This window comes from Desulfonema magnum (assembly GCF_017377395.1).
GTDB classification, from domain to species: Bacteria; Desulfobacterota; Desulfobacteria; order Desulfobacterales; family 4be13; genus Desulfonema_C; species Desulfonema_C magnum.
The window spans coordinates 4,060,122-4,084,939 of sequence record NZ_CP061800.1 but is presented as its reverse complement, the minus strand read 5'-3'; the positions used below and the strand labels follow the sequence as shown (position 1 = coordinate 4,084,939).

The window sequence follows — 24,818 nt, the reverse complement described above, 5'->3', positions numbered from 1 at the left end:
TTTTATATGTTAAAAAATTGCGTAATCCTGTAAAGTGTATTTCAAAATCACTTTATCAAAAGGAGATTATTATGCAACCCTATTCCTTAGAAGTAGAAGAAATCATGCGGCGATACTATGAGAGTCTGAATGAAAAAGACCGCCGGCGATATGCCGGTATTGAAGCTTTGAAATTGGGACATGGCGGACAAAATTATATTGCCAAAGTCTTGGGTTGCAGCAGGCGGACTGTGCGCAAAGGAGCGATCGAAGTAAGCGGCCTGCCCGGACACATCGTAGCAAAACAAATTGGAAAATCTCCTGCTGAATCTTCTGAAATACGTAAAAAAGGTGGCGGACGCAAACAGTATCTGACTGAGCACCCTGAAATAGACGAGCAGTTTTTGAATGTGGTGCGTGAGCATACAGCAGGAGATCCGATGGATGAAAAGGTACGATGGACAAATCTGAGGGAGTGGGAAATCGCGGAGGCTCTGGAAAAAAAATACGGAGTAAAAGTGAGTCGTAACATTGTCCGTCAATTGCTCAAAAAGCATGACTATCGGTTGCGTAAAGCTCAGAAACGCAAACCTATGAAAAAAAACGTACCAGATCGCGACGCTCAGTTTGACAATATTTTGAAACTCAGATCAGAATACCGGAAGGCCGGTAATCCCGTTATCAGCATGGATACCAAGAAAAAAGAATATCTTGGAAATTTTTACAGGAAAGGCCGACTATATACGCTGGAGGAATTGCAAGTTTTCGATCATGATTTTACAAGTTTTGCCGAAGGTGTCATAATTCCGCATTGTTTTTATGACCTGCGACTCAATATCGGGTATGTTCAGGTGGGAACAAGTCATGATACCAGTGAATTTGCCTGTGACAGTTTCCGTCATTGGTGGTATGGTTACGGTTGCCGAATATATCCAAATGCCACGTCAGTTTTGATATTGTGCGATGGTGGCGGCAGCAACAGTTCCCGACATTACCTTTTCAAACAAGATTTACAAATTCTGGCGGATGAAATCGGGATTGAAATCCGAATCGCTCATTACCCGCCCTATTGTTCCAAATTTAATCCGATCGAACATCGCCTGTTTCCTCATATTACTCGTGCGTGTCAGGGAGTAATCTTTTCAAGTTTGGAGGTGGTGACTGATCTGATAGCCAAAACACATACCAAAAAAGGTTTAAAAGTCTTTGTCCATGTTATTGATAAAGTCTATGAAACCGGTCGAAAAGTTGCTGAAACTTTTAAATCAGAAATGCGAATTGTATTCGACAAAATTTTACCCAAATGGAATTATCGTGCAATTCCAATAAATTAAAATGGGAAAGTTATTTAATACCAATTCCATAACAACACAGGATACTCTGATTCAGGGAGGAGGGGAAAATGCTCTCATCAAGGTTTCACTGGAGAAAAAGATTCCCATTTTAAGCTCCAACAAAGTTGGCATTGAGAACGGTTCCACCTTTGGTCCGGTAGCAGATTTTTATACCCTTGGGCAAATATCGGGTAAAATGGCCGCAAGGATTCTCAAAGAAAAAATCAGTCCTTCCCAGCTTCAATCCAAATTACAGAATCCCCCTCTGATCCTGATTAATAAAAATAGCGCTGAAATTATGAGAATCAAAATTCCTGAAGACAAACTGGAAAATTTCAAGTATGTCCGATGACCCATTTCATCCTCACCGAGTTTGTCAATCCGCTGGGAGCGCAGGAGGGGACTTTCATATCTGCTGAAGATGGGAAAAAATCATCTTTATCAGGAGGAGAAAGGGGGATAATAATGCTCAGGACCGAAAAAAAGTTGTCATTGTCTGTGAGACTCATGGCCGGCTTCTTTGTCATCGCACTGATATGTGCGGGGCTTTCTTTTTACTCCGCCAATCGGCTGGAACTCATGGGGGAATATTTTGACATGGCCCATGACCAGGCCGTGACACCGCTGAAAAACCTGATGAAATTCCGACTTACGGTGGGGAAGATCAAAAATCTGCTCAATGACCATTTGGCTGAAATGAATATGAATAAATATGCGCCTATTGAAGCTGAAATAGCAAACGTGTTGAAAAAAGGAAATATACACCTGAGAAACGAGTCCGGGGACACATTTTCTCACACGGAAACTCTCGGAACTGCCCGGCAACAAGAAAAAGAAAAAGCGATCACAGATATCACCACAGTTTCTGATGCCAGAATCAGGGCGGAACTTGTGCGCTGCTGGAAACAAATCAAAGTTTTATCTGATGAGATTATCAATGACAGTCGGAACTTTGTGAAAGAAGGGGGACATGAGAAATTGAACAGCGCCAAAGGGCGGAACATATTTAATATGGCGGACCGACTTATGTCGGTGCTTTCAGACCGCGCTGAAAAGAAGCTGGATGAGTTTCAGACCCGGAGTCTCCAAGTTAAAAACCAGCTGAGATCGCACCTCATTCTGGGGAGTTTTTTCGCCATTACGCTGTCGCTGCTGCTCGGGTTTTTTTTTGCCAGATCCATTGCCGGGCCTATTCATCGGATCATCCTGTTTCTTGATGATACTTCCGAAAAAGTGTCCTCAGCTTCCACCCAGGTCTTATCAGCCAGCCGGTCCTCAGCCACAAGAGCCTCGGAACAGGCTGTGTCCGTACAGAAGACTTTAGCTGTGCTGGAAGAGATCACTGCCATGGCCAGGCAGAATGCGAACAATGCGAGCCAGGCCGACAAGCTGATGGCGGATGTCAACCAGGTTGTTGACAAAGCAAACATATCCGTGAACAAACTGACCGGATCAATGAGAGATATCTCCAGAGCCAGCGAAAAGAGTTCCGAAATTATAAAGACAATTGATCAGATTGCCTTTCAGACGAACCTTCTGGCGTTAAACGCCGCGATTGAGGCTGCGAGAGCCGGTGAAGCCGGGGCAGGATTTGCAGTGGTTGCCGATGAGGTGAGAAAACTGGCATTGCGTTCCACGGAAGCGGCAAAAGACACCTCGCAACTGATCAGGGAAACCCTGACGAAAATCAAAGATTCTCTGACGCTTGTCAGCAGTACCAACAATGCCTTTCAGCAGGTTGCCGAACACGCGGGCAAAGCTGCTGATCTGGTGGGTGAAATTGCCGGTTCCTCTGAGGAACAGGCCCGGGGGAGTGAGGATAGCAACAGGATTTTTGCAGAAATGGAGGCAGTCACTCAGCAGAACGCAAGTGATGCGGAGGAATCCGCGAGCGCATCAGAAAATATAAAAGCCTCATCCGGACAGATGGCGGACCTTGTCCTGAAACTTGTCTTTATTGTCGGCGGAAAGACTCAGCATAAGGGCTTCAGCAAACCGCATAATAAGACAGTATTTGCAATGGAGGTCCCCCAACGTCGCAGTTTGCTCATGATGTGAAAAAAACGATAAAAAATAAAGTTGTTATGAGGATCATCATAAAAAATTATGTTGGCGATGGTCGGGTGAAATTGAAACCACCTGCTGTTATTTTTGGACTTTGGACAAAATATCAACCCAAAATGAAAATGTTATATATCACACTGATTTAATAACATAAAACATTAACTATTTAAAATAATTATAAAATATTATTTATCATTCTATTATATTGATATTTTTGTTAATTATTTATTTGGGAGTTTGAGCAACTGCTGATTTTCCCAAACTCCCGAATAAATATATTTCAATAAAATCAGATCATTATAGCTAAATACAGAAAAATAGCTATAACCGTTTGATATTATTTGTATTTAATGACAATTAAAAATAATGTAATTATTTTAGACAATTGTTTTAAAGCAAATTTGTTTGTCCAAAGTCCAATTATTTGATTTTTATATGATATGGTTTATGCTATCTGTATAACAGATCATTTGTAAAAATGGTTAGGCTGTTTTGAGATTTTATAAGGCATAAAAAATAAGATACTGTAATATCAGGCTTCGAAACCTGACTATGCAAATATTACGGCAACAAAAAATTTACTATCACAAAACATATGTTTTGTGCAACTAAGGAAAAATACGATGAAATTCAACACGGAGAAATATCGGATAGTCTTATCCCGTATTGCGGCAGCAGCAGCCCTGTTTTTTCTGTGCGGCACTCAAAGCCGCTGGGAAACAGAAAATGAGCTGATCACACTTTTTCTGTTCCTTATAGGCATGATTTTTGTCGCAGTTGCTTCTCTGGGAAGGATGTGGTGTTCACTTTATATAGCCGGATACAAAGATGAAAAGCTGATTACAAAAGGCCCTTACTCAGTTTGCCGGAATCCCTTATATTTTTTCAGCATGATCGGCATGGTCGGAATCGGCTGTGCCACTGAGACTTTTACGTTTCCGGCAATTTTTATTGTTCTGTTTTCAGCTTATTATCCGTTTGTTATCAGAAGCGAGGAAAAACGCCTTAAAAAATATTTCGGTGTCAGATTTGAAGAATACATGAAAAAAGTACCTTCTTTTTTTCCAAGCCTTTCGAATTTTGAAGAACCGGATAATTATAATGTAAATCCTGTTGTGTACAGGCGGCATATTTTCAGTGCGTTGTGGTTTGTCTGGACAGTCGGAATACTTGAGCTGATTGAGGGACTGAGAGAACTCGGACTGTTCGGATTCCTGTGGTCGCTATATTAATGACTCTGTTTACAATACCCAAAAAAAATTGCTCATATCATAAGGTTTTATAACCCTACTACGGCACTTAGATTTGAAAGGCAAAGATTTCAAGAACTTAATTTTGAGACTACTTTTATTAATATCATTTAAATTCAACTACTTAATTGCTAAGTATCGTTGTAGGAATAATAATATCAAATCTTGACTCCCTAAGTCAGACGGATGATAAATGGTACTTTTTTCAGTTAGTTTCCTGAAAAGTCGGACTAAATCAATATAGCTATTAATAACTGGACAGTCACAATTTTTTGTAACATACTGATTTTATTAACACCATGAATTTAAGAAATAATTTTTTAGACTCAATAATATCAAATAGTTATAAATATTTATCGCATACTTTTTTAAACTTGTGACTGTCCAGTTAATAACAGCCTAACCCGGCGCTGAACTCGGGCGCAAAAGGGTTCCGGTCGCTAGCGCTCCCTCCACCCTTTTGCGCCGGTTAGCTTAACGATATCAGAATTGTTTTGGGCACCAATAAAATTTTTACTTGACAAAATAGTTTAGAAGCTTTACCATATTTTAATATGGAAACAAAGGAAGACCTTATCAAAGTCATAATACGGCAACTTCTGCGGGTTCTTAATAAATATTCCCGTGTTGAGGAACTGCCGATCCGTGTTGACGAAGACGTGGAAATCACGACCAGGGAAATCCATACCATTCAGGCAATCGGCGAGAATGAACATATCAACATCACAGGCGTGGCAGCCCATTTCGGTGTCACAAAAAGTGCGGCCTCGCAGATTGTCAGGAAACTGGCAGACAAGGGATTCGTGAAAAAAGAATACGCAGCTTACAGCAACAAGGAGTTGCAACTGTCTCTCACAAAACTGGGCTGGCTGGCATTTCATGCTCATGATCGTTTTCATGGGAAGGATATGGGTCGTATTATTGAACGGTTAAGCGTTTTTTCCCTGTCACAGATCGCAACGATCTCTGTTCTGCTGGATGTTATTGAAAATGTTATGAATGAGCGACTGTCACAGAAATAGAAGTATAATTTTTTGGGTCAGATAGTTAAGTTGCTTAATAATATGACTGGAATAGAAAACCTAGGGTGGGTGGAGCGAAGCGGAACCCACCCTAGGTTTTTTGTATCGGGTATGTTATTTATTTCGAGTTCCCTAAGAAAAAAAATTCAGAAATTTCAGAAAAAGGAGCTGGATATGAACGCTTTGGTTTTATTTGATTCAATGGGAGGAAATACTGAAAAAGTCGCAGGAGCGATTCATGAAGCCATTGAAAAGGAACAGATTCTGTGTCATATGATAAAACTTGATAAGGAGACTGACCTTGACTTTTATGACTATGATCTGATTTTTATCGGTTCTCCTGTTATTGACTGGCTGCCTACAAAAACCATGATGGAATTTGTTAAAACAAAGCTGAAAGAATACAACGGCAAAGGCATGATCAGACCGTCTGCGCCTATCATTCCCGGAAAATTCGCTATTTGCTTCGGAACATTTGCCGGACCTCATATCGGAAAACGGGAAGCTCTGCCAATGACCATGTGGCTCCGTTCCTTTCTTGAACATATCGGCTTTATGGTGCTGGATACATGGCATATTGTAGGGCAGTTTAAAGACAGAGATGATCTGAATATAAACGGCAGACTGGGAAATATTCAGAACCGGCCGAATGAGAACGATCTTGAAAATGTGAAAAACCGCGTTGAGGGGATTCTGGCATCATTAGAAGCGTGGAAATGAGTCAGAGACAGCAGATGGAAAAAGTCTCTCAGCGATATCGTCAATCTCGTTCCCACGCTTCGCGTCCTTATTCCGACAGATGTCTGGGACGCGAGCATTCCCACGCGAAGCGTGGAAACGAGAAATAAGGATATTTGGTGGTGTTCTAAAACTGGACTTGTTCCGATATTTGCCAAATTGATTCAGAGGGTTAAAAAATTTAGCTCCACTTTTAGAACATTACCGGATATTTTTTGCCCAAATAGTTAAGCTGCTTAACAACATGGCGATTTGATCTAATTTTCATGCTTCACATGAGAATACAGAAGGGGTGCTTTGCGCCCTTATTCCACAACGTATCCGGGACGTGAAGCGTCCGAAAGGCATTCCAACGCAAACCATGGGAACGAGAAATAAGGATATTTTTTTGCCCATATAGTTAAGATGCTTAATAATAGGACATTTCGATCTCGTTCATAGGCAAAGCATCACTGCCATTAAGTTAAGGGCAAAATTTTTCTGATAACAGATATAACTATATGAAATCAGATCATTATCGGAGAGATACTCTCCTTAACTTAATGGCAGTGACGCAAACCATGGGAACGAGAAATAAGGATATTTTTTTGCCCATATAGTTAAGCTATTTAATAATATATCCGGTTCAGACAGATGATCCGCCCGGTGCGGATCTGCAAAACTGAATTTTTTAATCACAAAATTTTTTAGGGGAGGACAGAAATGAAAACATTCAAAAACAAGTTGGCAGACATTTCGGTCAGTCATTATAAACTGGTCACATTTGTGATGGTTCTGTTTACGCTCATTACCGGCGCATTTTTTCCACTGGTCACAATGGATACGGATCCTGAGAACATGCTTGAGAAAGACGAACCTGCCCGCGTTTTTCACAACAAGACCAAAAAAGCCTTTGATCTCAGTGAAATTGTTGTGCTGGGGATTATCAACGAGCATGATCCTGATGGCGTGTTTAACCCGAAAACCCTGCGTCACATTTATGAACTGACCGAATTTGCCAAGACACTTCGCTGGCGTGATGAGAAAAATCCTGGACAGACCGCCGGTGTCATCGAGGTGGACATGATCGCACCGTCACTGGTGGATCATATGACTCAGGGGGGACCCGGAGTGATCAGATTCGAATGGCTGATGCCCCGGCCCCCGGAGACCAGGAAAGAGGCTTTGGCAATTCGGGACAAGGCGCTCTCAAATCCCCTGCTCAGAGGTCAGATGGTCTCAGAAGATGGCAAGGCATTGTGTGTTTATCTGCCGCTCACGGACAAGATGCTGAGTTATCAGGTTTACACCTCGCTGCGTAAGAAAATAGGAGAACTGGGCGGAGATGAGGAGTATCATATTACCGGGCTGCCCGTGGCCGAGGGAGCCATTGGCGTGGAGATGTTCACTCAGATGGGAACAGCGTCACCGCTGGCCATGGCCCTTATTTTCGGACTGCTCATGCTGTTTTTTCGCAAGGGGGTGATAATCATCCTGCCAATGATCATTGCAACCGTTTCAATTATTTCCTCAATGGGACTGATGATCGCGCTCGGGTTTCCGGTGCATATCCTGAGTTCCATGCTGCCGATTTTTCTGATGTCCATTGCCATGGTGGATTCGGTACACGTTCTCTCGGAATTTTTTGATGTCTATACCAAAGAAAAGGGACGTAAGGAAACGATAAAGGAAGTCATGAACACCCTGTTTGCGCCCATGCTTTATACGTCCCTGACGACAGCGGCCGGGTTTCTCTCACTGACATTGGCTCCCATCCCGCCGGCACGGATCTTTGGCGCGTTTCTCAGTATCGGAGTGATGATCGCATGGCTGGTTACGATTCTGTTTGTACCGGCATATATTATGATGATTCCTGAACAAAAGCTGGAGAATTTCGGATTGTCCGCGCACGAGGAGAAAAAGCAGAACTGGCTGACGCGGGTATTGGGGGCAATGGGGCGACTGTCCTACAATTATGCGAAACCGCTTCTGGGAGTTTTTCTTATTCTGGCGGCTGTGGCGGTCTGGGGGATCACACAAATCCAGATCAATGACAACTATGCCAAGCGCTTTATCAAAAGCCATCCGATCCGCAAGGCTGATATCGCCTTGAACAAGCATTTTGGCGGAACCTACACCGCTTACCTGATACTTGAAGGAAAACTACCCGGAAAAGCAAAGAAACAGGATATTCAGAAAATCGGGAAAGACCTGACGCACTATGCCCGTGAGGTTATGAATGAGTATGAAAATGCCCCGGGATTGGCGGAAGCTTTGGTTCAGAAACTTCCTGATTTTGCACGGGAGAACGACACACTCGAAGATTTCCTGAATTCAGTGATTGAACATATTGAGAAAATATCCGCGGATACTTCGGATGAGACATACTATGCGTGGCAGGAATTGCAGAATTTTTTCGGAATTGAAAAAGAAAAGCTCAGGACATTCAAACAGCCTGAGATACTGGCGTATATGGCCGGGTTTCAGGCATATATGGAAAACGCCGGTCTGATCGGCAAAAGCACCTCGGTTGCGGATGTGGTTCGCAAAGTCAACCAGGAACTGACAGACGGCAGACCTGAAAATTTCCGTATCCCTGAGAAGTTGCAGGGGGTTGCCGAATGCTATATGCAGTTTCAGCAAAGCCACCGACCCAATGATCTGTGGCATCTGGTCACGCCGGACTATATGCGGACCAGTATTCAGATGCAGTTCACAACTGGCGACAGTATGAACACAAAGGCCGCTGTCAGGGCTGCTGATGCGTATTTCAGGGATCATGAGCCGCCAGCAGAACTGTCGTATCGCTGGGCCGGTCTGCACTATATCAATCTTGTTTTGGAGGATAAACTGGTCTGGGGATTTCTGAATTCGTTTCTCGGGAGTTTTCTGATCGTCTTTGTCATGATGTCTGTGCTGTTTCGTTCAGCCCTGTGGGGGATGTTGTGCATGGTTCCGCTCACCATCACCCTTGTGGCGATTTACGGGATTACCGGAATCATCGGCAAGGATTATGATCTGCCCATTGCGGTTCTGAGCGCCTTGTCCATTGGCATGGCCGTTGACTTTGCCATCCACTTTCTGGAACGCAGCCGTGTGGCGTATCAGGAACAAGGCTCGTGGAAAGCAGTGGTTCCGAAAATGTTCGGCGAACCGGCCCGGGCCATCAGCCGGAATGTGCTGGTCATCGCCATCGGATTTTTGCCGCTGCTGGTGGCACCGCTGATTCCGTATAAAACAACGGGGATTATGCTGTTCGTGATTCTGTCTGCTTCGGGTCTTATCACATTGCTGGTTTTGCCGGCGATTTTAACCGTAGCAAAAAAATGGTTTTTCAGGAAGGTTGAAAAGCCGGATATCAAGACAGTCGCATCTCCCAATTTCGAGAGCAAGTCTGTTGGCTGTAACTGAATAGGCTTTTGTATGGTCACGCTGTCTGAACCCTGATTAAATTGTCTGAACCCTGATTAAAGGATTAAAAGATTTCCATGATTTCAGTTCTGCCTGACTCATTATGACAATGGATTCAGGCTATCGGGCCAAGAGACACAAATCATGAAAATCCTTAAATCCTTTAATCATGGTTCGGGCAATTAATCAAGGTTCGGACAATAACGAAAGAGAGGAGTAAAATGAGAAAAATAATTATTGCAGCATTTCTGGTGTTGGTATTTTTTACGAACGGATTTACGGAAGAGATGCAAGAAGCTTTGACAGTTGAGGATATCGTCCGCAAAGCCAACCATGCCTCCCTGTATCAGGGAGCGGACGGCAAAGGCAAAGTGACCATGGTGATCACCGACAAACAGGGCCGCACACGCGAGCGGGCGTTCAACATGCTCCGCAAGGATGTTGGCGAAAAAGACGGGGATCAGCAGTATTTTGTTTATTTCCAATCACCCGCGGATGTTCGGAAGATGGTTTTCATGGTGCATAAACATGCGGCTTTGGAAAAAGACGATGACCGCTGGCTTTATATGCCAAGCCTGGATTTGGTCAAACGAATTGCAGCCAGTGACAAACGCACCAGTTTTGTCGGATCAGATTTTTTGTATGAAGATATTTCCGGCCGGAACATCACCGAAGATACTCACGAACTGATCCGGACAACTGACGAATATTATGTGATCAAAAATATTCCTAAAGTACCTGATAGTGTGGAATTTGAATACTACGTCGCCTATATTGACAAAAAGACGTTTATACCGATGAAGATAGAATATTTCAAAAAAGATAAGAGGTGCTGCCGCATTATTGAGTCTAAAAAAGTGGAGAATATCGAAGCCGAGGAAAACGGAAAAAAGGTGATCTATCCCACGGTAATCCGATCCTCGGCCAAAGATATGGAAAATGGCACCAAGAGCGAAATGACTTTTTCCAATGTCCGATACAATATCGGACTCGACGATAAAATTTTTACGGAACGCTATCTGAGAAGGCCCCCGAGAAATGCAATGCGATAAAAAGAACAGCAAATTCTGGAAGATTTTAAATCTGAGCTTTCTGCTGGCTCTGAGTTTTCTGACACAGCCAGGTCAGGCAGAGGAAGAAAATCCGGATGCTTTATGGGATCAGTTTTCGCGGCCTGAGATACACGGATTCTGTGAGATGCGAGCGGGATGCCGTATCCAGAACGACCCATATGAAAAAGATATCTCTGTCATGGAAGCCCGTTTGCAGGCCGAAGTTTTTACCTGCAATGACTGGGCAGATTTCAAATATAAAGGGGATGTGTGGGGGGACGGTGTCACAGAAAAAGGCCATTACGACATCCGTGAAGCATGGATTTTCTCAAGACCCACGGATTTTCTGGATGTGAAAATCGGCCGGCAGATTCTGACTTGGGGAACCGGGGATTTGGTGTTCTTAAACGACCTGTTCCCCAAGGACTGGCAATCCTTTTTTATCGGCAGGGATGCGGAATATCTCAAAGCGCCGTCTGATGCTGCGAAATTCGGATTTTTTACAGACCTGGTGAATATTGATATGGTCTATACGCCGCAATTTGACTCGGACCGGTACATCACAGGGGAATATGTTTCTTACTGGAACGGAACAGAACAGACACGGGCCGGCCAGGATGCCATGGTGACTTCGGACAGACCTGATCGCTGGTTTCAGGATGATGAGATTGCGGTTCGTGTTTATAAGAACATCCGTAATTATGAACTGGCCCTGTATGGTTACAGAGGATTCTGGAAGCGTCCCGGGGGCGAGACATCATCAGGACTCGCCATTTTTCCCAAGCTGAATGTTTACGGTGCCAGCGCACGCGGACAGGTAGGGGCGGGAATCGGAAATATTGAGCTTGCCTGGTATCAGTCCGCTGATGATGAAAGCGGCTCAGACTCACTGGTGGATAATTCAGAAATGCGGTATTTGGCCGGCTATACACAGGATATCGGAAAAGACCTGAATGCTACGTTGCAGTATTATATTGAGCAGCTGCTGAATTATGATAACTACGAAGAAAACCTGGCCGGCGGTGCGGCCCGGGATCGCTACAGGCACGTCATCACTCTGCAATTAACAAAATTGCTGATGAATCAGAACCTGGAGCTGGGGCTGTCCGGATATTATTCACCGAGTGATGAGGATGCCTATCTCCGTCCCCATATTCATTACAAGTATTCGGACAAAATCGCACTGGAAACCGGAGGCAATATCTTTTTCGGTGATGAGCCTTATACCTTTTTTGCCCAGTTCCGGAATAATACGAATCTTTACCTGGCTGTCCGGTATAGTTTCTGATACTTGGCAACGCCTTTAAGTATCCGGACAAAAATTTTTCCGATTATAACGGATTTAGGAGAGGGCCGCCTAAGCCCTGTAAGGGCGGTATATTTGCAGCAGGTTCGCAAGCCGGTCTCCCCTAAATCCGTTATAAGTACCTGTACATAAGTTTTTGCATATTTTCATATAACGGACTCAGACACACTTCCGGCAATGTCGAATTACTTATATTTCCGAAATAATTTTGTTATCCGTATTCCGCATAATCTTATGATTATATAATACTATATTGAAAAAAGAAGTAATTCATTACGGTCATATATTTTTTTGAAATGACGGCAATATGAGTAATAAAATAAAAAAACTGTTCATGACATATCTGAAGTGCGATAACATACTGGTATAAAAATAAAAAATCCGATACCTGTTTTTTCCAGGGCTGCCGGACTCTGTGTGACAGAAAAAATATACAAAAACTTTTGTCCGGGTATTTAATCATTAAATTTTATAAGAAGACGTTTCCGAAGTTTTGAACTGTACAGTAGAAAGTTTTAGATAGTAAACTGAGTAATTCGTAACCGGACAGCAATATGTTTATACCTATATATATATAGTCTCATGCGGCAATGTCGGACGAAGTCTCACGACCTCTTCCCCGGATCATCCGCAAAGTTCGGTCAGCCGGAACTTTGCCGAGAGAGGACAGAAATTCCGCCTGAATGACACTCCGCACAACGCCCTCCGAGGGACAGTCGGAGGAGGCTGTTCTCAGCCAGCCTTCATATTTTCCCAACACCTCGGAAGCCCGGGTCAGGGAAAGATACTGAAGAACTCCGAGGGCGATTCCGGAAAGATTGACAAAACGTTCGATGGCTTCGAGAGTGAGATCAAATCTTCCAAGTCCCATTTATCATTCAAAATCCAGTATTATTTTTTATTGAATTATTTTAATAAGTTAAATGTTTAAAGCAAATATCATGCCATGTACTTAAAAAAGAGGTAAACTATTTTTCGAAAACTCAAGTATTTTTTTATCTTGACAAGAAAAATTTCTCTGTATATAAAAAAAGTAATTTAGGTTCTGGCAGTATCTACGTCATTATTCGGAATGTCTTGAATCATAGAAGACCTTCACCCTCAGATGAATCAGACTGCTAAATTTATCTCATCCTGATCCCAAAAAACGTAAAGAATGTCTGTAAGGCCAGCATCCTTCTCGGACAAGAACCGTTTGAAGCGTTAAAGAAAAAAAAGCGAAGGCTGCTATTATAAATTTTCAAGATTAAAAAAAGAATGATGAAAGTTTTACAATTTTTCTTAACCCTTAACCCTTTCATATAAAACCGCTCTGACTCTGCGGTCACAACAAAACATAAAAGTTTCACTGTTTTTCCTGAGACTTGACATCTAACACCTAAACACTTTCATACAAAAAGCTAGGAGGAACGACATGCCTGCTCAGTTAGCTTATCCCGGCGTCTATATTGAAGAAGTTCCAAGCGGTAGTCGGACTATTTCCGGAACTGCCACATCAGTTACCGCATTTATTGGCAGAGCCAAGCGAGGCTCTGTCAACAAAGCTATCCGGGTTCAGAGTTTCGGACAGTTTGAACGCGAATTTGGCGGTCTTTGGCGTCATAGCACAATGAGTTATGCGGTTCAGCATTTTTTTCAAAATGGCGGCGGTGACACTGTTATTATCCGACTCTGCAAAAATGCGGCAAAAGCTGGTCTGACGCTTGCCTGCGGAACTGGCGAAGGTGCGGAGCAACTGATGCTTGAGGCGAACAATGAGGGCATCTGGGGCAACAATTTAAAGGTGACTGTTGATAACAATACGTCTGCGGAACTTGAGGCACAATACGGGCTTGAAGCCGGAGACCTGTTTAACCTGACAATTACGGACACATTAAGCGGAGCTGCTGAGGAGTTCAGGAATATTTCTGTAAAGGAAAGTCCGCGTCAGATAGATGATATTTTGTCAGGAATCTCCAAACTGGCCCGGGTGTCTTCCGGAACATTGCCTGTCGCCAGGCCGAATGCAATCACCCAGGCAGCTTTTGATGGCGGTACGGACGGCACCCAACTGACTGGGGATGAATATACAGGGAGTGAAAGTAAAAAAACCGGCATCTATGCCCTGAATGATGTTGACATTGTCAATTTGGTGTGTATCCCGCCCATTTCGGATGATGATGACACCCCGGTTGCTGTATTATCCAAAGCAATAACGCTGTGTAGGAAAAAGCGGGCCATGCTGATCGTTGACTCTCCAAAGGCATGGGTTGACGTTGAAACTGCCGAAAAAGGACTCCCCGGACTTGCGCCCCATGAAAACGGAGCTATCTTCTTTCCCCGGCTGCTGATGCCAGACCCGCTTCAGGAAAACCGAATTCGGGAATTTGCCCCTTGCGGCGCTGTTGCCGGCGTGTTTGCCCGGACAGACGTACAGCGAGGTATTTGGAAGGCACCTGCCGGAACCAATGCTGTCCTAATGGGGGTTCAGGGATTCTCCGTTAATGTGTCTGATGGTGAGCAGGGACATTTGAATCCGCTTGGCATAAACTGTCTCCGCTCTTTTCCGGTTGTCGGTAATGTGATTTATGGTGCCCGCACATTGAAAGGTGCTGATCAGTTGGCATCTGAATTTAAATATATTCCGGTCCGTCGTCTGACACTTCACATTGAGGAAAATCTTTATCGGGGCACACAATTTGCCGTTTTTGAGCCAAATGATGAACGGTTGTGGTCTGATATCCGATATACCATTAATTCTTTTATGCACGATCTGTTTCGTAAGGGCGCTTTTCAGGGAACAAATGCTGCCCAGGCTTATTTTGTGAAATGTGATGCTGACACAACCATCCAGGAAGATATTAACCGGGGAATTGTAAATATTGTTGTCGGTTTTGCCCCGCTTAAACCGGCTGAGTTTATTGTCATCAAATTACAACAAATGGCCGGTCAGGTTTAAACTTTCATTTCTGTCAGACGGAGGGAAATATTATGGCGGAGGCAGTGAGAAAAGATCCTTATAAAACATTTCGTTTCAAAGTGGAATGGGACGGGAAAACGGTTGCTGGCGTAAACAGCGTCAGTGCTATGAGTCATACCACAGATGTCATTGAATACCGCAATGGAAATGAGGAACCCTTTATAAAATCCGCACCGGGGCAGACAAATTATGATCCGGTGACAATAGAGAGGGGGCTGACCAACGATAAAGAATTTCATGAATGGGCAGGCACCCTTGACCCGCGAGCCGAATACAAAGATAATTTTCGAAAAGACATAAAGATCATCTTGTGTGATGTGAACGGAACGGAAGCAATTACATTTAAACTGTCCAACTGTTGGATTTCTGATTATCAGGCTCTCTCGGACTTAGATGCAGATGACAACTCAATTGCGATTGAGTCAATTACAATTGAACACGAAGGATTTAATTACACAGATGTTGGTTTTGATAAAACCTGAGTAAAAGGTCTTCTTTTTCATGAAAAAAATTCAGGAGGGTTGATCCAATGGCAAGAACTCTTGTCCTTGATCCATATAAGAATTACAGATTCAAAGTTTATTTTGGTGAAGGCTCGTCAGATGCGGTGGCTGGTGTGACAAATGTGAGCGCTTTGTCAAGAAGCATTGAGGCAATATCATTCAGAGACGGCGGCGGAGACAGCGTCCCTTCATCATGTCCCTCGCCCGGGCTGGCAAGCTTTGAACCGCTCACGCTGTCCAGAGGCATGACAAAGGACGGCACATTTCACGCGTGGGCCATGGCGCTTGATCCTGTTAACGGTTATGATGAATCTGAAGGTAACGCTAATATTCGAAAAGATATTACCATTGAGCTTTGCAATGACAAAGGCGACACCGTGTTAAAATACCGGGTTTATGATTGCTGGGTATCCCAGTATCAGGCTCTGCCGGATCTGAATTCGACCGACAATGCGATAGCAATTCAGACGCTGACGATTCAGCATGAAGGGTTTCAGCGTGAAACAGAATAATTTTTATGAAAGAATGTTATCTCTCTGATTCCCATAAATTTCGATATTGCACGCTAATTTTAAAATTTTTTCAGGTCATTTTGTCGCAAGCCCTGAAATGGAGATGAAACAGGATGGCAAAGGCCCTTTCAAGAGATCCTTATAAAAATTTCAGGTTCAAAGTTTATTTTGACAGTGACGAGGAAAAAAGTCTCGTCGCATATGTGAATAACGTGAGCGGTCTGTCCTGGTCCGTGGATGTGGTTTCGTATGGCGAGGGAGGCAACTATCAGAGCCAACGGAAAGTCCCGGGGCAGATATCTTATGAACCTGTGACCTTGTCCCGCGGAATCACAGCAGATAATAAATTCAAGGACTGGGCCGAAGCAGTCTGGAATTATAGTAACAATAATCAGCTTAAAGGGCTGCGTAAGCGGCTGATCATTGCCCTATGTGATGAAAAGGGGGAAATTGCTGTAAAATATACTCTGGAAAAATGCTGGGTTTCGGGGTACAACACACTTCCGGAACTTTCTGCCGATGATAACGCCATCGCAATTGAAGAGATTACAGTAGAACACGAGGGGTGGACACATGAAGTGCTTGGAACCTCCGCCGAAGAAGGAGCCCGGAAAAGACCAGCATAGACGTTTTATGGCGGATAATGACCTTGGATAATGACAAAATACTCCGTGTTTGGGAACTCGCCCAGCAGCAGCATCCTGTGGATCAGGCCATGATAATTTTACAGACAGCATTTCCGGAAAAATCGTGGGATGACCTGGCCTTGTTGAGCATCGGACAACGCAATGATCTTTTGCTTTTGATTCGGGAGCGGACTTTCGGCAGAAAACTGCATGGTGTTGCAAAATGTGATCAATGCAGCCAGGAACTGGAGTTTATCGCGGATGTGGATGAACTTCGGGATAAATCCGGAACTGCTGACAGGGACAAAAGCGATGAAAGGCTGAAATTTGAAGCTTATGAAATGAAATTACGACTGATTAACAGCTTTGACTTGGCTGCGGCCGCAAATTGCTCGGATGTTAAATCCGCCCGAAGGCTGCTGGCGGAAAGGGCAATACTGGAGTTATCCTGTGCCAGAACTGAAATATCGGCGGGTCAGTTGCCTGATTCGGTGATTGCTGTAATTTCGGAAAGAATCGCCGAATCGGATCCCCAGGCGAACATGAAGATAGAAGTGGAATGCCCGGAGTGTGGCAGCGAATTATTGCTTCCTATTGACATTGCAGCTTATTTGTGGAGAGAAATCGAGGCACAGGCAAAGCGGTTGCTGCGTGAAGTGAGCATTCTGGCGAGATACTACGGATGGCGGGAGGCAGACATCCTTGGAATGAGCGCTGTTCGCAGGCATCAATATATGGAAATGGCAGAATCATGACCGATTTTCTGACTCAGATCGCATCACAGCAAATAGAATCGGCCCCCGTGACAAGGCCCCTGATAGCACCGATGTTTTCACCTGGGCAGCCTGTGGTTAAAGACTTGCCTGAGACCTCTCTTTTAGATGAGCAAAGAATCAGAAACAAGGACAAAAAAAGAGACTCGGCAGATCGTTCCGGTCCGTATCAGCCGGAAAGACATAAGGAAAAAAAGCCTCTTGTACCGAATACCGAGGGGTCTGAGAAAGATTTTCATATCAGAGAACCAGGCAGGGAGAATGCCCCGGAGAAAAAAATAATATCAGATGCGACAGGAGCGGTGAAAAAAATAACAAGGAATGAATCTCCTGAATCTTTGATAAGCATGTCAGATGGAAGAGACAATGCAAACGATGTGCAAAAAAGAGATGAACACCGTTGGTCAGCGGGGACAGATGCGGATTCCGGCACAGGCGCCCTGATAAATTTGGAGGGAGAAGATGATCGCCGTAAAAAAGAAGAGACTGCCGCCATCCAAAACGATTTGGCAGAGAAGTCCTGGGACCCTCCTGACACGAAAAAGAAAGACATCGCTGATGATGGGAGGCAAAGAAAAGAAGCATATTTTGCCGAGTCTGCGAAACCGACAAAGGAGAAATTTCTGCCCCGGTCTGTCATAAAAGTTCCCGATAAAAAGGACAGAGATACAGAGATGCTCTCGGACCTGAACACTGAAGGCAATCATCAGCCCGAAGATCTCAATATGCGGAAACACAGGGTCAGAGATGACGGAACGCGCGGCCATAACAAAAAAGTCAGAAATGCCGGGGACAGGCTGAAAAACATAGAATCAGAAGCAGCCGGTTCTGTAAAATCAACAGAAAAAAAAATATCGTCAGAGCCATTGATAGAAATGTCCCATGAAAAGGACATCTGGCCCGGTGATTATGTGGCTGAGGGTAATTTCATCCGACAGCGGCGAAGTGAGGAGGAAAAAACCAGGAAGGGACCTGAACCATCAGATCATGGAGATAAAATTGAGATATCTGAGCCGCGACAGGACAGACTGCAAAAAACAGATAAACCACGCCATCTTGTTAAAAAATTTAATCAAAAGCATCTCAAAAGAGACAGAGACAGAATCTCCTCTGACAGCATGATGCAGCAAACAATGAAATCACAGATCCCGAACACGGTACCGGCTCGTCAGGAAAAAAAACAAAGAGATGCTGAGAGGACAATAAAAGTGAACATAGGCAGGGTGGAGGTTAAAAGTCCGCCTCAGCCTCAGAAGAGGCAGGTTGCACCTCCCAGTGCCCCGTTTTCCCCGTCCACATCTCTTAATGCCTATCTTGAACGAAGAAGCAGAGGAAGAATATGAGCAATTACCTGGCAATCGCAACTGTTACGGAAGTCTTGAAGGAACTGTTGCAGGAAGCGGTTCAGGGTGCCGCTGTTACAACCATGCACCCTTCAAAACAAAAAGAAAGCCCGGCCATAAATATTTATATGTACCAGGTAAACCCCAATAAATCTTTACGCAACACAGACCTTCCCACAAGACGTAGCAACGGTTCTCTGATTCAATGTCCCCAGATCGCACTTAATTTAAATTATTTGATCAGTTTTTACGGTAATGACGCAACACATGAACCTCAGCGTCTTCTTGGGAGCGTGGTCTCAGCCATTCACGCGAACCCGGTTTTGGAAAGTCAGCAGATCAGAGATGTGATAAACAAAATTGATTACATCAGGAATTCCGATCTGGATACAAGTGTTGAACAGGTCAAATTTACGACGATTCCGTTTTCTCTGGAAGAATCGTTTAAAATCTGGTCCGCATTCCAGACCCAGCACGCGCTCTCGATTGCTTATGAGGCGAGTGTTGTGCAGATCGAAAGCGAAGATACAGTAAGCGCGCCTGCGCTTCCGGTTCATGGCTAAAAAAAATGAAAATCAGAGACAAAGGCATTTAACATGGATGGTCGAAACATCTTGGTTTCGCCGTTTGCAAACCCGGTTATTTATGCGGCGGAATCTGAAAAAGGGAAAAAGCATCCTGTGTTTATCGGGGATAAAATAATCCTCTGCGGCGACAGCTTGAAAGGTGAAAAAACGCTGATTCGGATCGGAAGCGTGATATCTCCGCTAAATGATGATGAAATCAGTAAAACTGAAATTTCTCTCGCTCTTGATAATCCATTGCTGAGAGCAGGTGAACAGGATTTACAGATTGTACACAAAATAGGGTTCGGTCATCCAAACGCTCAAAAAGATGAGCTGGACTGGCGAAACGGACCCTCATCAAACAAGATCAGGATAAAACTTCGTCCAAAGATTGTCGGAGAGACTAGGGTAAGTAATAAAAGCGGCAGTAACGGGCTGATATCGGCGGATATGACGGCAAAGCTCAACACGATACTCGGCACCCACCAAAAAACATATATTCTCCTGAATGAATTATCTCCTGATGAACCTTGTTCCTACAGATTTCCCGCAACTTCGAAAAATGAAGACACCGATGAAGTTATTTTTCCGATAAATCGCATAAAAGCAGGAAAATATCTCGTAAGAATAGAAGTGGACCGCGCTGAAACCGTTCTTGAAATGCAGGATGGGGTGTATCGCGGGCCGGTGGTGAGTTTTTGAAGTGGGCTAAAGTGTCTAAAGTGAGCTAAAGTGAGCTAAAGTGAGCTAAAGTGGGCTAAATTCATTCTCTCAATCATTAGGCACTTTAGACACTTTCGGCACTTTAGACACTTTAGACACTTTTTTTATGGTTTTGAAATGAATGCAATATCGAATAGCTTTGCTTCAGCCGACTGGCTGGAGAAAAACAGGCGTTGTCTTGCCTCGGCCATTGACGAGGTGCGGCAGGCATTGCTTTGCCGCATTGGTGATCATGTGGCGATTTCTTCATGTGGGGACGGGGAGACGGAGAGAAAGGAACCTGTGGAGGCCGCTGGCAGTGCGTTGGATATTTTGTGTTCGGTTTTTGGTCTGTCAGGGTTTGAGAAAAACATTTTGCTGCTTTGCGCGGGCATTGAGACGGAGGGGGATTTTGCAGGACTCTGTGCCAAGGTTCTCGGGGATGAAAAACAGACATATCCGACTTTCAGCCTTGGGTTGTCTGCCCTTCCTGATCCTCATTGGAGCGCGCTTACGCCTGACGCGCCTCTCAGGAAATGGCGTTTAATCGAAGTGGAAGCGGGAAGGTCTCTTGTCCATAGTCCGCTTCGGATTGACGAGTTTGCGCTGCATTATCTGGCTGGGGTTCCCCAGATGGATGCCCGTCTGAAGCGTTTTGTCAGGTGTGTGAAAAATGATGAAGCGTTGGTTCTTTCACATAAAAAGCTCGCTGACAGGATCGTGAAAACCCTTATAAAAGCTGTGGAAAATTTTGACAGACCGCCTGTTGTCCAGCTTTGCGGCAAGGCTGGTGCGGGAAAAACAGCGATTGCATCCTCTGTTTGTTCAATGCTTGACCATGAGCTTTGCGTTATGCCGGAATATCTGCTTCCGCCTGATCCCGAGGGCTTGGAGCATTTCACGCGGCTGTGGATCAGAGAGGCGGCTTTAAATTCCAGGGTCTTGATGATTGATTGTCATGGAACAAATGACACGAATCCGGTCAGATATGGCACGATTGTCCATATACTTGAGCAGAGTACGGGGCTGGTCATGCTTTCCTGTCGGGATCGCAAGTCTCTGAGACATTGCCAGACAGCAGTTTTCGATGTGCAGAAACCTGAAAGTGCTGAACAGGAGAAGATATGGCGGAATTACATTAAAGAAGATTCAGCAGATGTGAGTTCGGACATCGGAAAGATTGTTTCACAGTTTGACATGAGCGTTTCTTCGATTCGATCCGCGTGGATCAGCATATCAGGGAACAACAGAAATGGGGATAACCGTTCGGATTTGTGGAATGCGTGCAGATTCCAGACGCGTCAGGGAATGGATGGGCTTGCCCGGGGCATCACATCGAACACAGGGTGGGATGATCTTGTTCTCCCTGAAGCACAGATGAAGACGCTGCGAAACATAGCGATACATGCACGACACCGACAGAAAGTGTATGAGCACTGGGGATTTGCAGCCAAACTGAGCCGGGGGCTTGGCATTACTGCGCTATTCGCTGGCGCGAGCGGAACAGGTAAGACAATGGCTGCGGAAGTTCTGGCAAATGAATTGCAGCTTGATCTTTACAGAATTGATTTGAGCGCTGTTGTCAGCAAATATATCGGTGAGACTGAAAAACAGCTTCGTCGTGTGTTTGATTCTGCTGAAGCTGGCGGTGCGATACTCGTGTTTGACGAGGCTGATGCCTTGTTCGGAAAGCGGAGCGAGGTAAAGGACAGCCACGACCGGCACGCGAATATCGAGGTCAGTTATCTCCTCCAAAGGATGGAGGACTACAAAGGGATTGCAATACTCACAACAAACTTGAAAGACGCACTGGATACCGCGTTCATGCGCAGGATTCGGTTCATTGTTGATTTTCCCTTTCCCGATACCGAGCAGCGCGAAAGAATATGGCAGAGAATATTTCCGTCAGATACGCCGACGCGGGATGTGGACACTGCAAGATTGTCTCAACTGAATATTCCGGGCGGCAACATCAGAAATATAGCGTTAAATGCCGCGTTTCTCGCGGCAGAAGCGGATAAATCCGTGTCCATGGAACATCTGCTTGAAGCGGCTCAGGGAGAGTACGCAAAAATGGAAAGGTCATTGACCAGGGCGGAGACAGAGGGATGGGTCTGAAAAACAATATTGAATTGGAAATAGGCAACCTTGTTCTTGAAGGGGTAGAACCGCGTCATAAGGGACGCGTGGTAAAGGCGTTGAAAACTGAACTGACAAGGTTGTTAGCGGAAAAAGAGATTTCATCAGGCGATCTGGCGATAAAGGGAAATCTTGATCAACTGAATACTGGCGTTCTGAAGGGAAATCTCACGAACAAACCCGAAGCAACTGGTGTGCAGATCGCTCAATCACTTTATGACGGGTTGTCGGGGAATATGAAGTAAAAAATTTTAAGCCTTATAAACAATAATACTTTCAGAGGAATGGATGATGGCGATTGAAAAAACTGCGGCATATGAGGCAAAAAAAGCTCCGGCGCAGAATGTGCCGGCCCTGGCTGAAAAGACAGGTTTATTTGACGAGCGGCCTGCTTTTAACACTCGGACACAGACTGAATATGCTCCTCCGGCCGATGCCGGACACAGACTGAATCGCATCAATATTTCGCCTGCACCAGCAGGAATGCTCCAGACAAAAAGCCTTGATGTTGGCGAGCCGGGAGACAGATACGAGCGTCAGGCGGACCGCGTGGCCTCTCAGGTTGTGGGCGGTGCGCCAAGTCATAATGGCGGAGGTGTTTCTGTATCTGGTGCGGCCGCTTCGGGTTCATCCGTGAATCTAGCTCTGCCGGAACATGGCGGCAAGGCGCTGAATAAAAATACAAGAGCAGATATGGAATCCGGTTTTGGCCACTCTTTTGCGGATGTGCGTGTTCACGACAACGGTGCTTCGCATAAAACCGCAGAATCCATCGGTGCCCGGGCTTTTACCGTAGGCAGCAACATATATTTCGGAAAAGGGGAGTATAATGATTCTTCTTCCCAGGGGCGCAATGTGCTTGCACATGAACTCACTCATGTTGTCCAGCAGGGGCAGATGGGTGGGGAGATGATCCAAATGCAGCCCAAAAATGAACAAGAAGCAAGAAAAAGGTTAATCGAAATAGCAGAGCAATTAAAAGCTGAGGGGAATAGACAGGATGCCAGTATATTGAAGCATATTCTGAATCAGAACAAGGTTGATTTTAATCACATGACAAAGCTTATAATTCAATATGAAGGGAAATTAAAAAATGCAAAAAACCCCTCGTCTGTTAATCCTGAAACTAAGAAAAAGCAGAATTATGGCAACAAAGACAAGGGGTTAAACTTCTTGAAATGGCAACTTGGTTTAAATCTGGAACAGCTTGGTCCTCAAAAACAGTGGCCTGATATTCAAATTTTTCAATTTATCAATCAGACAGATCAAACAACAGCATTGAGAAACATATCTGCAACTCAGATTGAGAATACAGGAATTCAAAGAGAGCGTTTGAATGTTCAAAAGCAGCAGCGTAATTTGCAACAAGGGCAGCTTGATGTTCAAAAGCAGCAGCGTAATTTGCAACAAGGGCAGCTTGATGTTCAAAAACAGCAGCTTGCAGCTCAGGAAAGGATGGCTGGAGCTCAGGAAATACAGGCAGAATTGGCAAAAAAGCAGATAGAGCAAATTGAAAAGAAAGAAAAATTGGCTGAAGAAGCAGAAAAAGCAAAAGAATTGGAAGAGAAAAAGCGCAAAGATGCAAGAGAGGCTGCCAAGAAAGACAGAGAGGCTGTCAGGGAAGAGTGGATTAATGCTGATGTTAATGTTATTAAAGCTAAAGAGAATCGTGATAGGGCCGAGAAAGTTTATGAAGATGCACTTCAGGAAAAGGAAGCCTATGATCAACTTGCAAGCTGGAATAGGCTTGCTGGAGATGATGCAAAAGCTTATGAAGCCGAAGAGAATTTTGAAGCGGCCAAAAAGGAACTTGAAACAGCCAAGAAAAATGCTGCTGCTCCAGAGTCAAATGTAATAAAAAGTTTCAACGAGAACTGGAATCGTTGTAAAGATAATATAACCAAAGCCTTTGGTAACGAATTGGCATCCAATGAGATGTTTGCGGATCATTTTTTCGGGGAAACCGAAAGTATTACGGACAAAATTAGAGATAACTTTAAAAAGTTAAGTGTTCAGGAAAAATCAGCGATTTATAAGATAATCGCTGAAGAACACCAGAAAGAACTAAATACACTGCCTCAGATAGATGTAAACCAGCCCCAACTTTTTGGAGACCCAGCCAAACTTTTTACAGACACAGGCAACGCTGAGATATGGGCGATTATATTCTGTCAATATTTGGAAGAATATGGAGATGATCATGATTTGGCTGACAGAATTATTAAGCCATATATTAAGAACTATTTTCTCCCGGGAATAAAATTTAAGGCAAAAAGAGCGCAAATAGTTCGAAGCCGTGAATTAGATGAAGCATCTTGGGAAAAGGCATTTAAAAGAACTTCCATTAGGAAGAAAGGCGGTCTGTCTGAACAAATTAAGAGGGCATTGGAAGGGAAACAACCCGAGGGGCAGCGTGCCTTGACATTCACAACCCATGAAGAAGATACAGAAAAAAAGGAAGGGATATCAACAGCAGAACTTACAAAAGAAATACGAACCATAGAACGAATCCGGGCCAGAATCATATAACCAGTCACGACCAGCCGATCACAACAGACAA

Annotated in this window: 21 protein-coding genes and 1 pseudogene; 21 read left to right on the top strand and 1 reads right to left on the bottom strand. The window is 44.3% G+C overall.

Annotated elements, in window-relative coordinates; all coding sequences use genetic code 11:
- The first annotated feature begins 71 nt into the window (after positions 1–71).
- From dnm_RS15860 to dnm_RS15820, 10 genes and pseudogenes are all read left to right on the top strand, one after another.
- Complete coding sequence (locus dnm_RS15860) at positions 72–1,313, top strand: ISAzo13 family transposase (protein ID WP_246555998.1); 1,242 nt, start codon at positions 72–74, stop codon at positions 1,311–1,313.
- Position 1,314: 1 nt separating this feature from the next.
- Positions 1,315–1,665: an ABC transporter substrate binding protein gene (locus dnm_RS15855; protein WP_207677896.1), complete on the top strand. Its 351-nt coding sequence runs from the start codon at positions 1,315–1,317 to the stop codon at positions 1,663–1,665.
- A 1,133-nt stretch (positions 1,666–2,798) separates the two neighbouring features.
- A pseudogene (locus tag dnm_RS31800) lies at positions 2,799–3,371 on the top strand (methyl-accepting chemotaxis protein); the annotation flags it as partial.
- Between the two features lie 629 nt (positions 3,372–4,000).
- Positions 4,001–4,609: a methyltransferase family protein gene (locus dnm_RS15845; RefSeq protein WP_207677893.1), complete on the top strand. Its 609-nt coding sequence runs from the start codon at positions 4,001–4,003 to the stop codon at positions 4,607–4,609.
- A 572-nt stretch (positions 4,610–5,181) separates the two neighbouring features.
- A complete protein-coding gene (locus dnm_RS15840; RefSeq protein ID WP_207677892.1) occupies positions 5,182–5,649 on the top strand; it encodes a MarR family winged helix-turn-helix transcriptional regulator in 468 nt (155 codons plus the stop codon).
- A 174-nt stretch (positions 5,650–5,823) separates the two neighbouring features.
- Positions 5,824–6,369: a flavodoxin family protein gene (locus dnm_RS15835; protein WP_207677891.1), complete on the top strand. Its 546-nt coding sequence runs from the start codon at positions 5,824–5,826 to the stop codon at positions 6,367–6,369.
- Positions 6,366–6,497, top strand: coding sequence for a hypothetical protein (locus tag dnm_RS31305; protein WP_276571802.1), 132 nt, complete (start codon positions 6,366–6,368; stop codon positions 6,495–6,497). Before dnm_RS15835 ends, dnm_RS31305 begins: the two co-directional genes overlap by 4 nt.
- A 592-nt stretch (positions 6,498–7,089) precedes the next feature.
- Entirely contained in the window at positions 7,090–9,777 is a 2,688-nt protein-coding gene (locus dnm_RS15830; RefSeq protein ID WP_207677890.1) for an efflux RND transporter permease subunit, read from the top strand.
- 221 nt (positions 9,778–9,998) lie between these two features.
- Positions 9,999–10,829, top strand: a complete 831-nt coding sequence (locus tag dnm_RS15825) for an outer membrane lipoprotein-sorting protein (protein WP_246555995.1) — start codon at positions 9,999–10,001, stop codon at positions 10,827–10,829.
- Complete coding sequence (locus tag dnm_RS15820) at positions 10,816–12,117, top strand: hypothetical protein (RefSeq protein WP_207677889.1); 1,302 nt, start codon at positions 10,816–10,818, stop codon at positions 12,115–12,117. Before dnm_RS15825 ends, dnm_RS15820 begins: the two co-directional genes overlap by 14 nt.
- 598 nt (positions 12,118–12,715) lie before the next feature.
- Here dnm_RS15820 and dnm_RS15815 read toward each other — a convergent pair.
- A complete protein-coding gene (locus dnm_RS15815; RefSeq protein WP_207677888.1) occupies positions 12,716–13,006 on the bottom strand; it encodes a hypothetical protein in 291 nt (96 codons plus the stop codon).
- A gap of 543 nt (positions 13,007–13,549) precedes the next feature.
- Between dnm_RS15815 and dnm_RS15810 the strand changes: the two genes are divergently transcribed.
- The 11 genes from dnm_RS15810 (at position 13,550) to dnm_RS15760 (ending at position 24,787) form a co-directional block, all read left to right on the top strand.
- Entirely contained in the window at positions 13,550–15,073 is a 1,524-nt protein-coding gene (locus dnm_RS15810; protein ID WP_207677887.1) for a phage tail sheath C-terminal domain-containing protein, read from the top strand.
- A 32-nt stretch (positions 15,074–15,105) separates the two neighbouring features.
- On the top strand, positions 15,106–15,576 hold the full coding sequence (locus tag dnm_RS15805) for a contractile injection system inner tube protein (RefSeq protein WP_207677886.1): 471 nt from the start codon (positions 15,106–15,108) through the stop codon (positions 15,574–15,576).
- 47 nt (positions 15,577–15,623) lie between these two features.
- Positions 15,624–16,109: a phage tail protein gene (locus dnm_RS15800; RefSeq protein WP_207677885.1), complete on the top strand. Its 486-nt coding sequence runs from the start codon at positions 15,624–15,626 to the stop codon at positions 16,107–16,109.
- A 113-nt stretch (positions 16,110–16,222) separates the two neighbouring features.
- Entirely contained in the window at positions 16,223–16,735 is a 513-nt protein-coding gene (locus tag dnm_RS15795; RefSeq protein WP_207677884.1) for a phage tail protein, read from the top strand.
- 23 nt (positions 16,736–16,758) lie between these two features.
- Positions 16,759–17,490 (top strand): T4 family baseplate hub assembly chaperone, encoded by a 732-nt coding sequence (locus dnm_RS15790; RefSeq protein WP_207677883.1) that lies wholly within the window; start codon positions 16,759–16,761, stop codon positions 17,488–17,490.
- Positions 17,487–18,851: a hypothetical protein gene (locus dnm_RS15785; protein WP_207677882.1), complete on the top strand. Its 1,365-nt coding sequence runs from the start codon at positions 17,487–17,489 to the stop codon at positions 18,849–18,851. Before dnm_RS15790 ends, dnm_RS15785 begins: the two co-directional genes overlap by 4 nt.
- Positions 18,848–19,414 (top strand): Pvc16 family protein, encoded by a 567-nt coding sequence (locus dnm_RS15780; RefSeq protein WP_207677881.1) that lies wholly within the window; start codon positions 18,848–18,850, stop codon positions 19,412–19,414. The genes dnm_RS15785 and dnm_RS15780 overlap by 4 nt, the downstream gene beginning before the upstream one ends.
- 33 nt (positions 19,415–19,447) lie before the next feature.
- Complete coding sequence (locus dnm_RS15775) at positions 19,448–20,119, top strand: DUF8756 domain-containing protein (RefSeq protein WP_207677880.1); 672 nt, start codon at positions 19,448–19,450, stop codon at positions 20,117–20,119.
- A gap of 138 nt (positions 20,120–20,257) precedes the next feature.
- On the top strand, positions 20,258–22,237 hold the full coding sequence (locus dnm_RS15770; protein WP_207677879.1) for an ATP-binding protein: 1,980 nt from the start codon (positions 20,258–20,260) through the stop codon (positions 22,235–22,237).
- Entirely contained in the window at positions 22,228–22,503 is a 276-nt protein-coding gene (locus tag dnm_RS15765) for a hypothetical protein (protein ID WP_207677878.1), read from the top strand. The genes dnm_RS15770 and dnm_RS15765 overlap by 10 nt, the downstream gene beginning before the upstream one ends.
- A 43-nt stretch (positions 22,504–22,546) precedes the next feature.
- Positions 22,547–24,787 carry an eCIS core domain-containing protein gene (locus dnm_RS15760; RefSeq protein ID WP_207677877.1) on the top strand — a complete coding sequence of 747 codons (2,241 nt, stop codon included), beginning with the start codon at positions 22,547–22,549 and terminating at the stop codon, positions 24,785–24,787.
- Positions 24,788–24,818 lie beyond the last annotated feature (31 nt).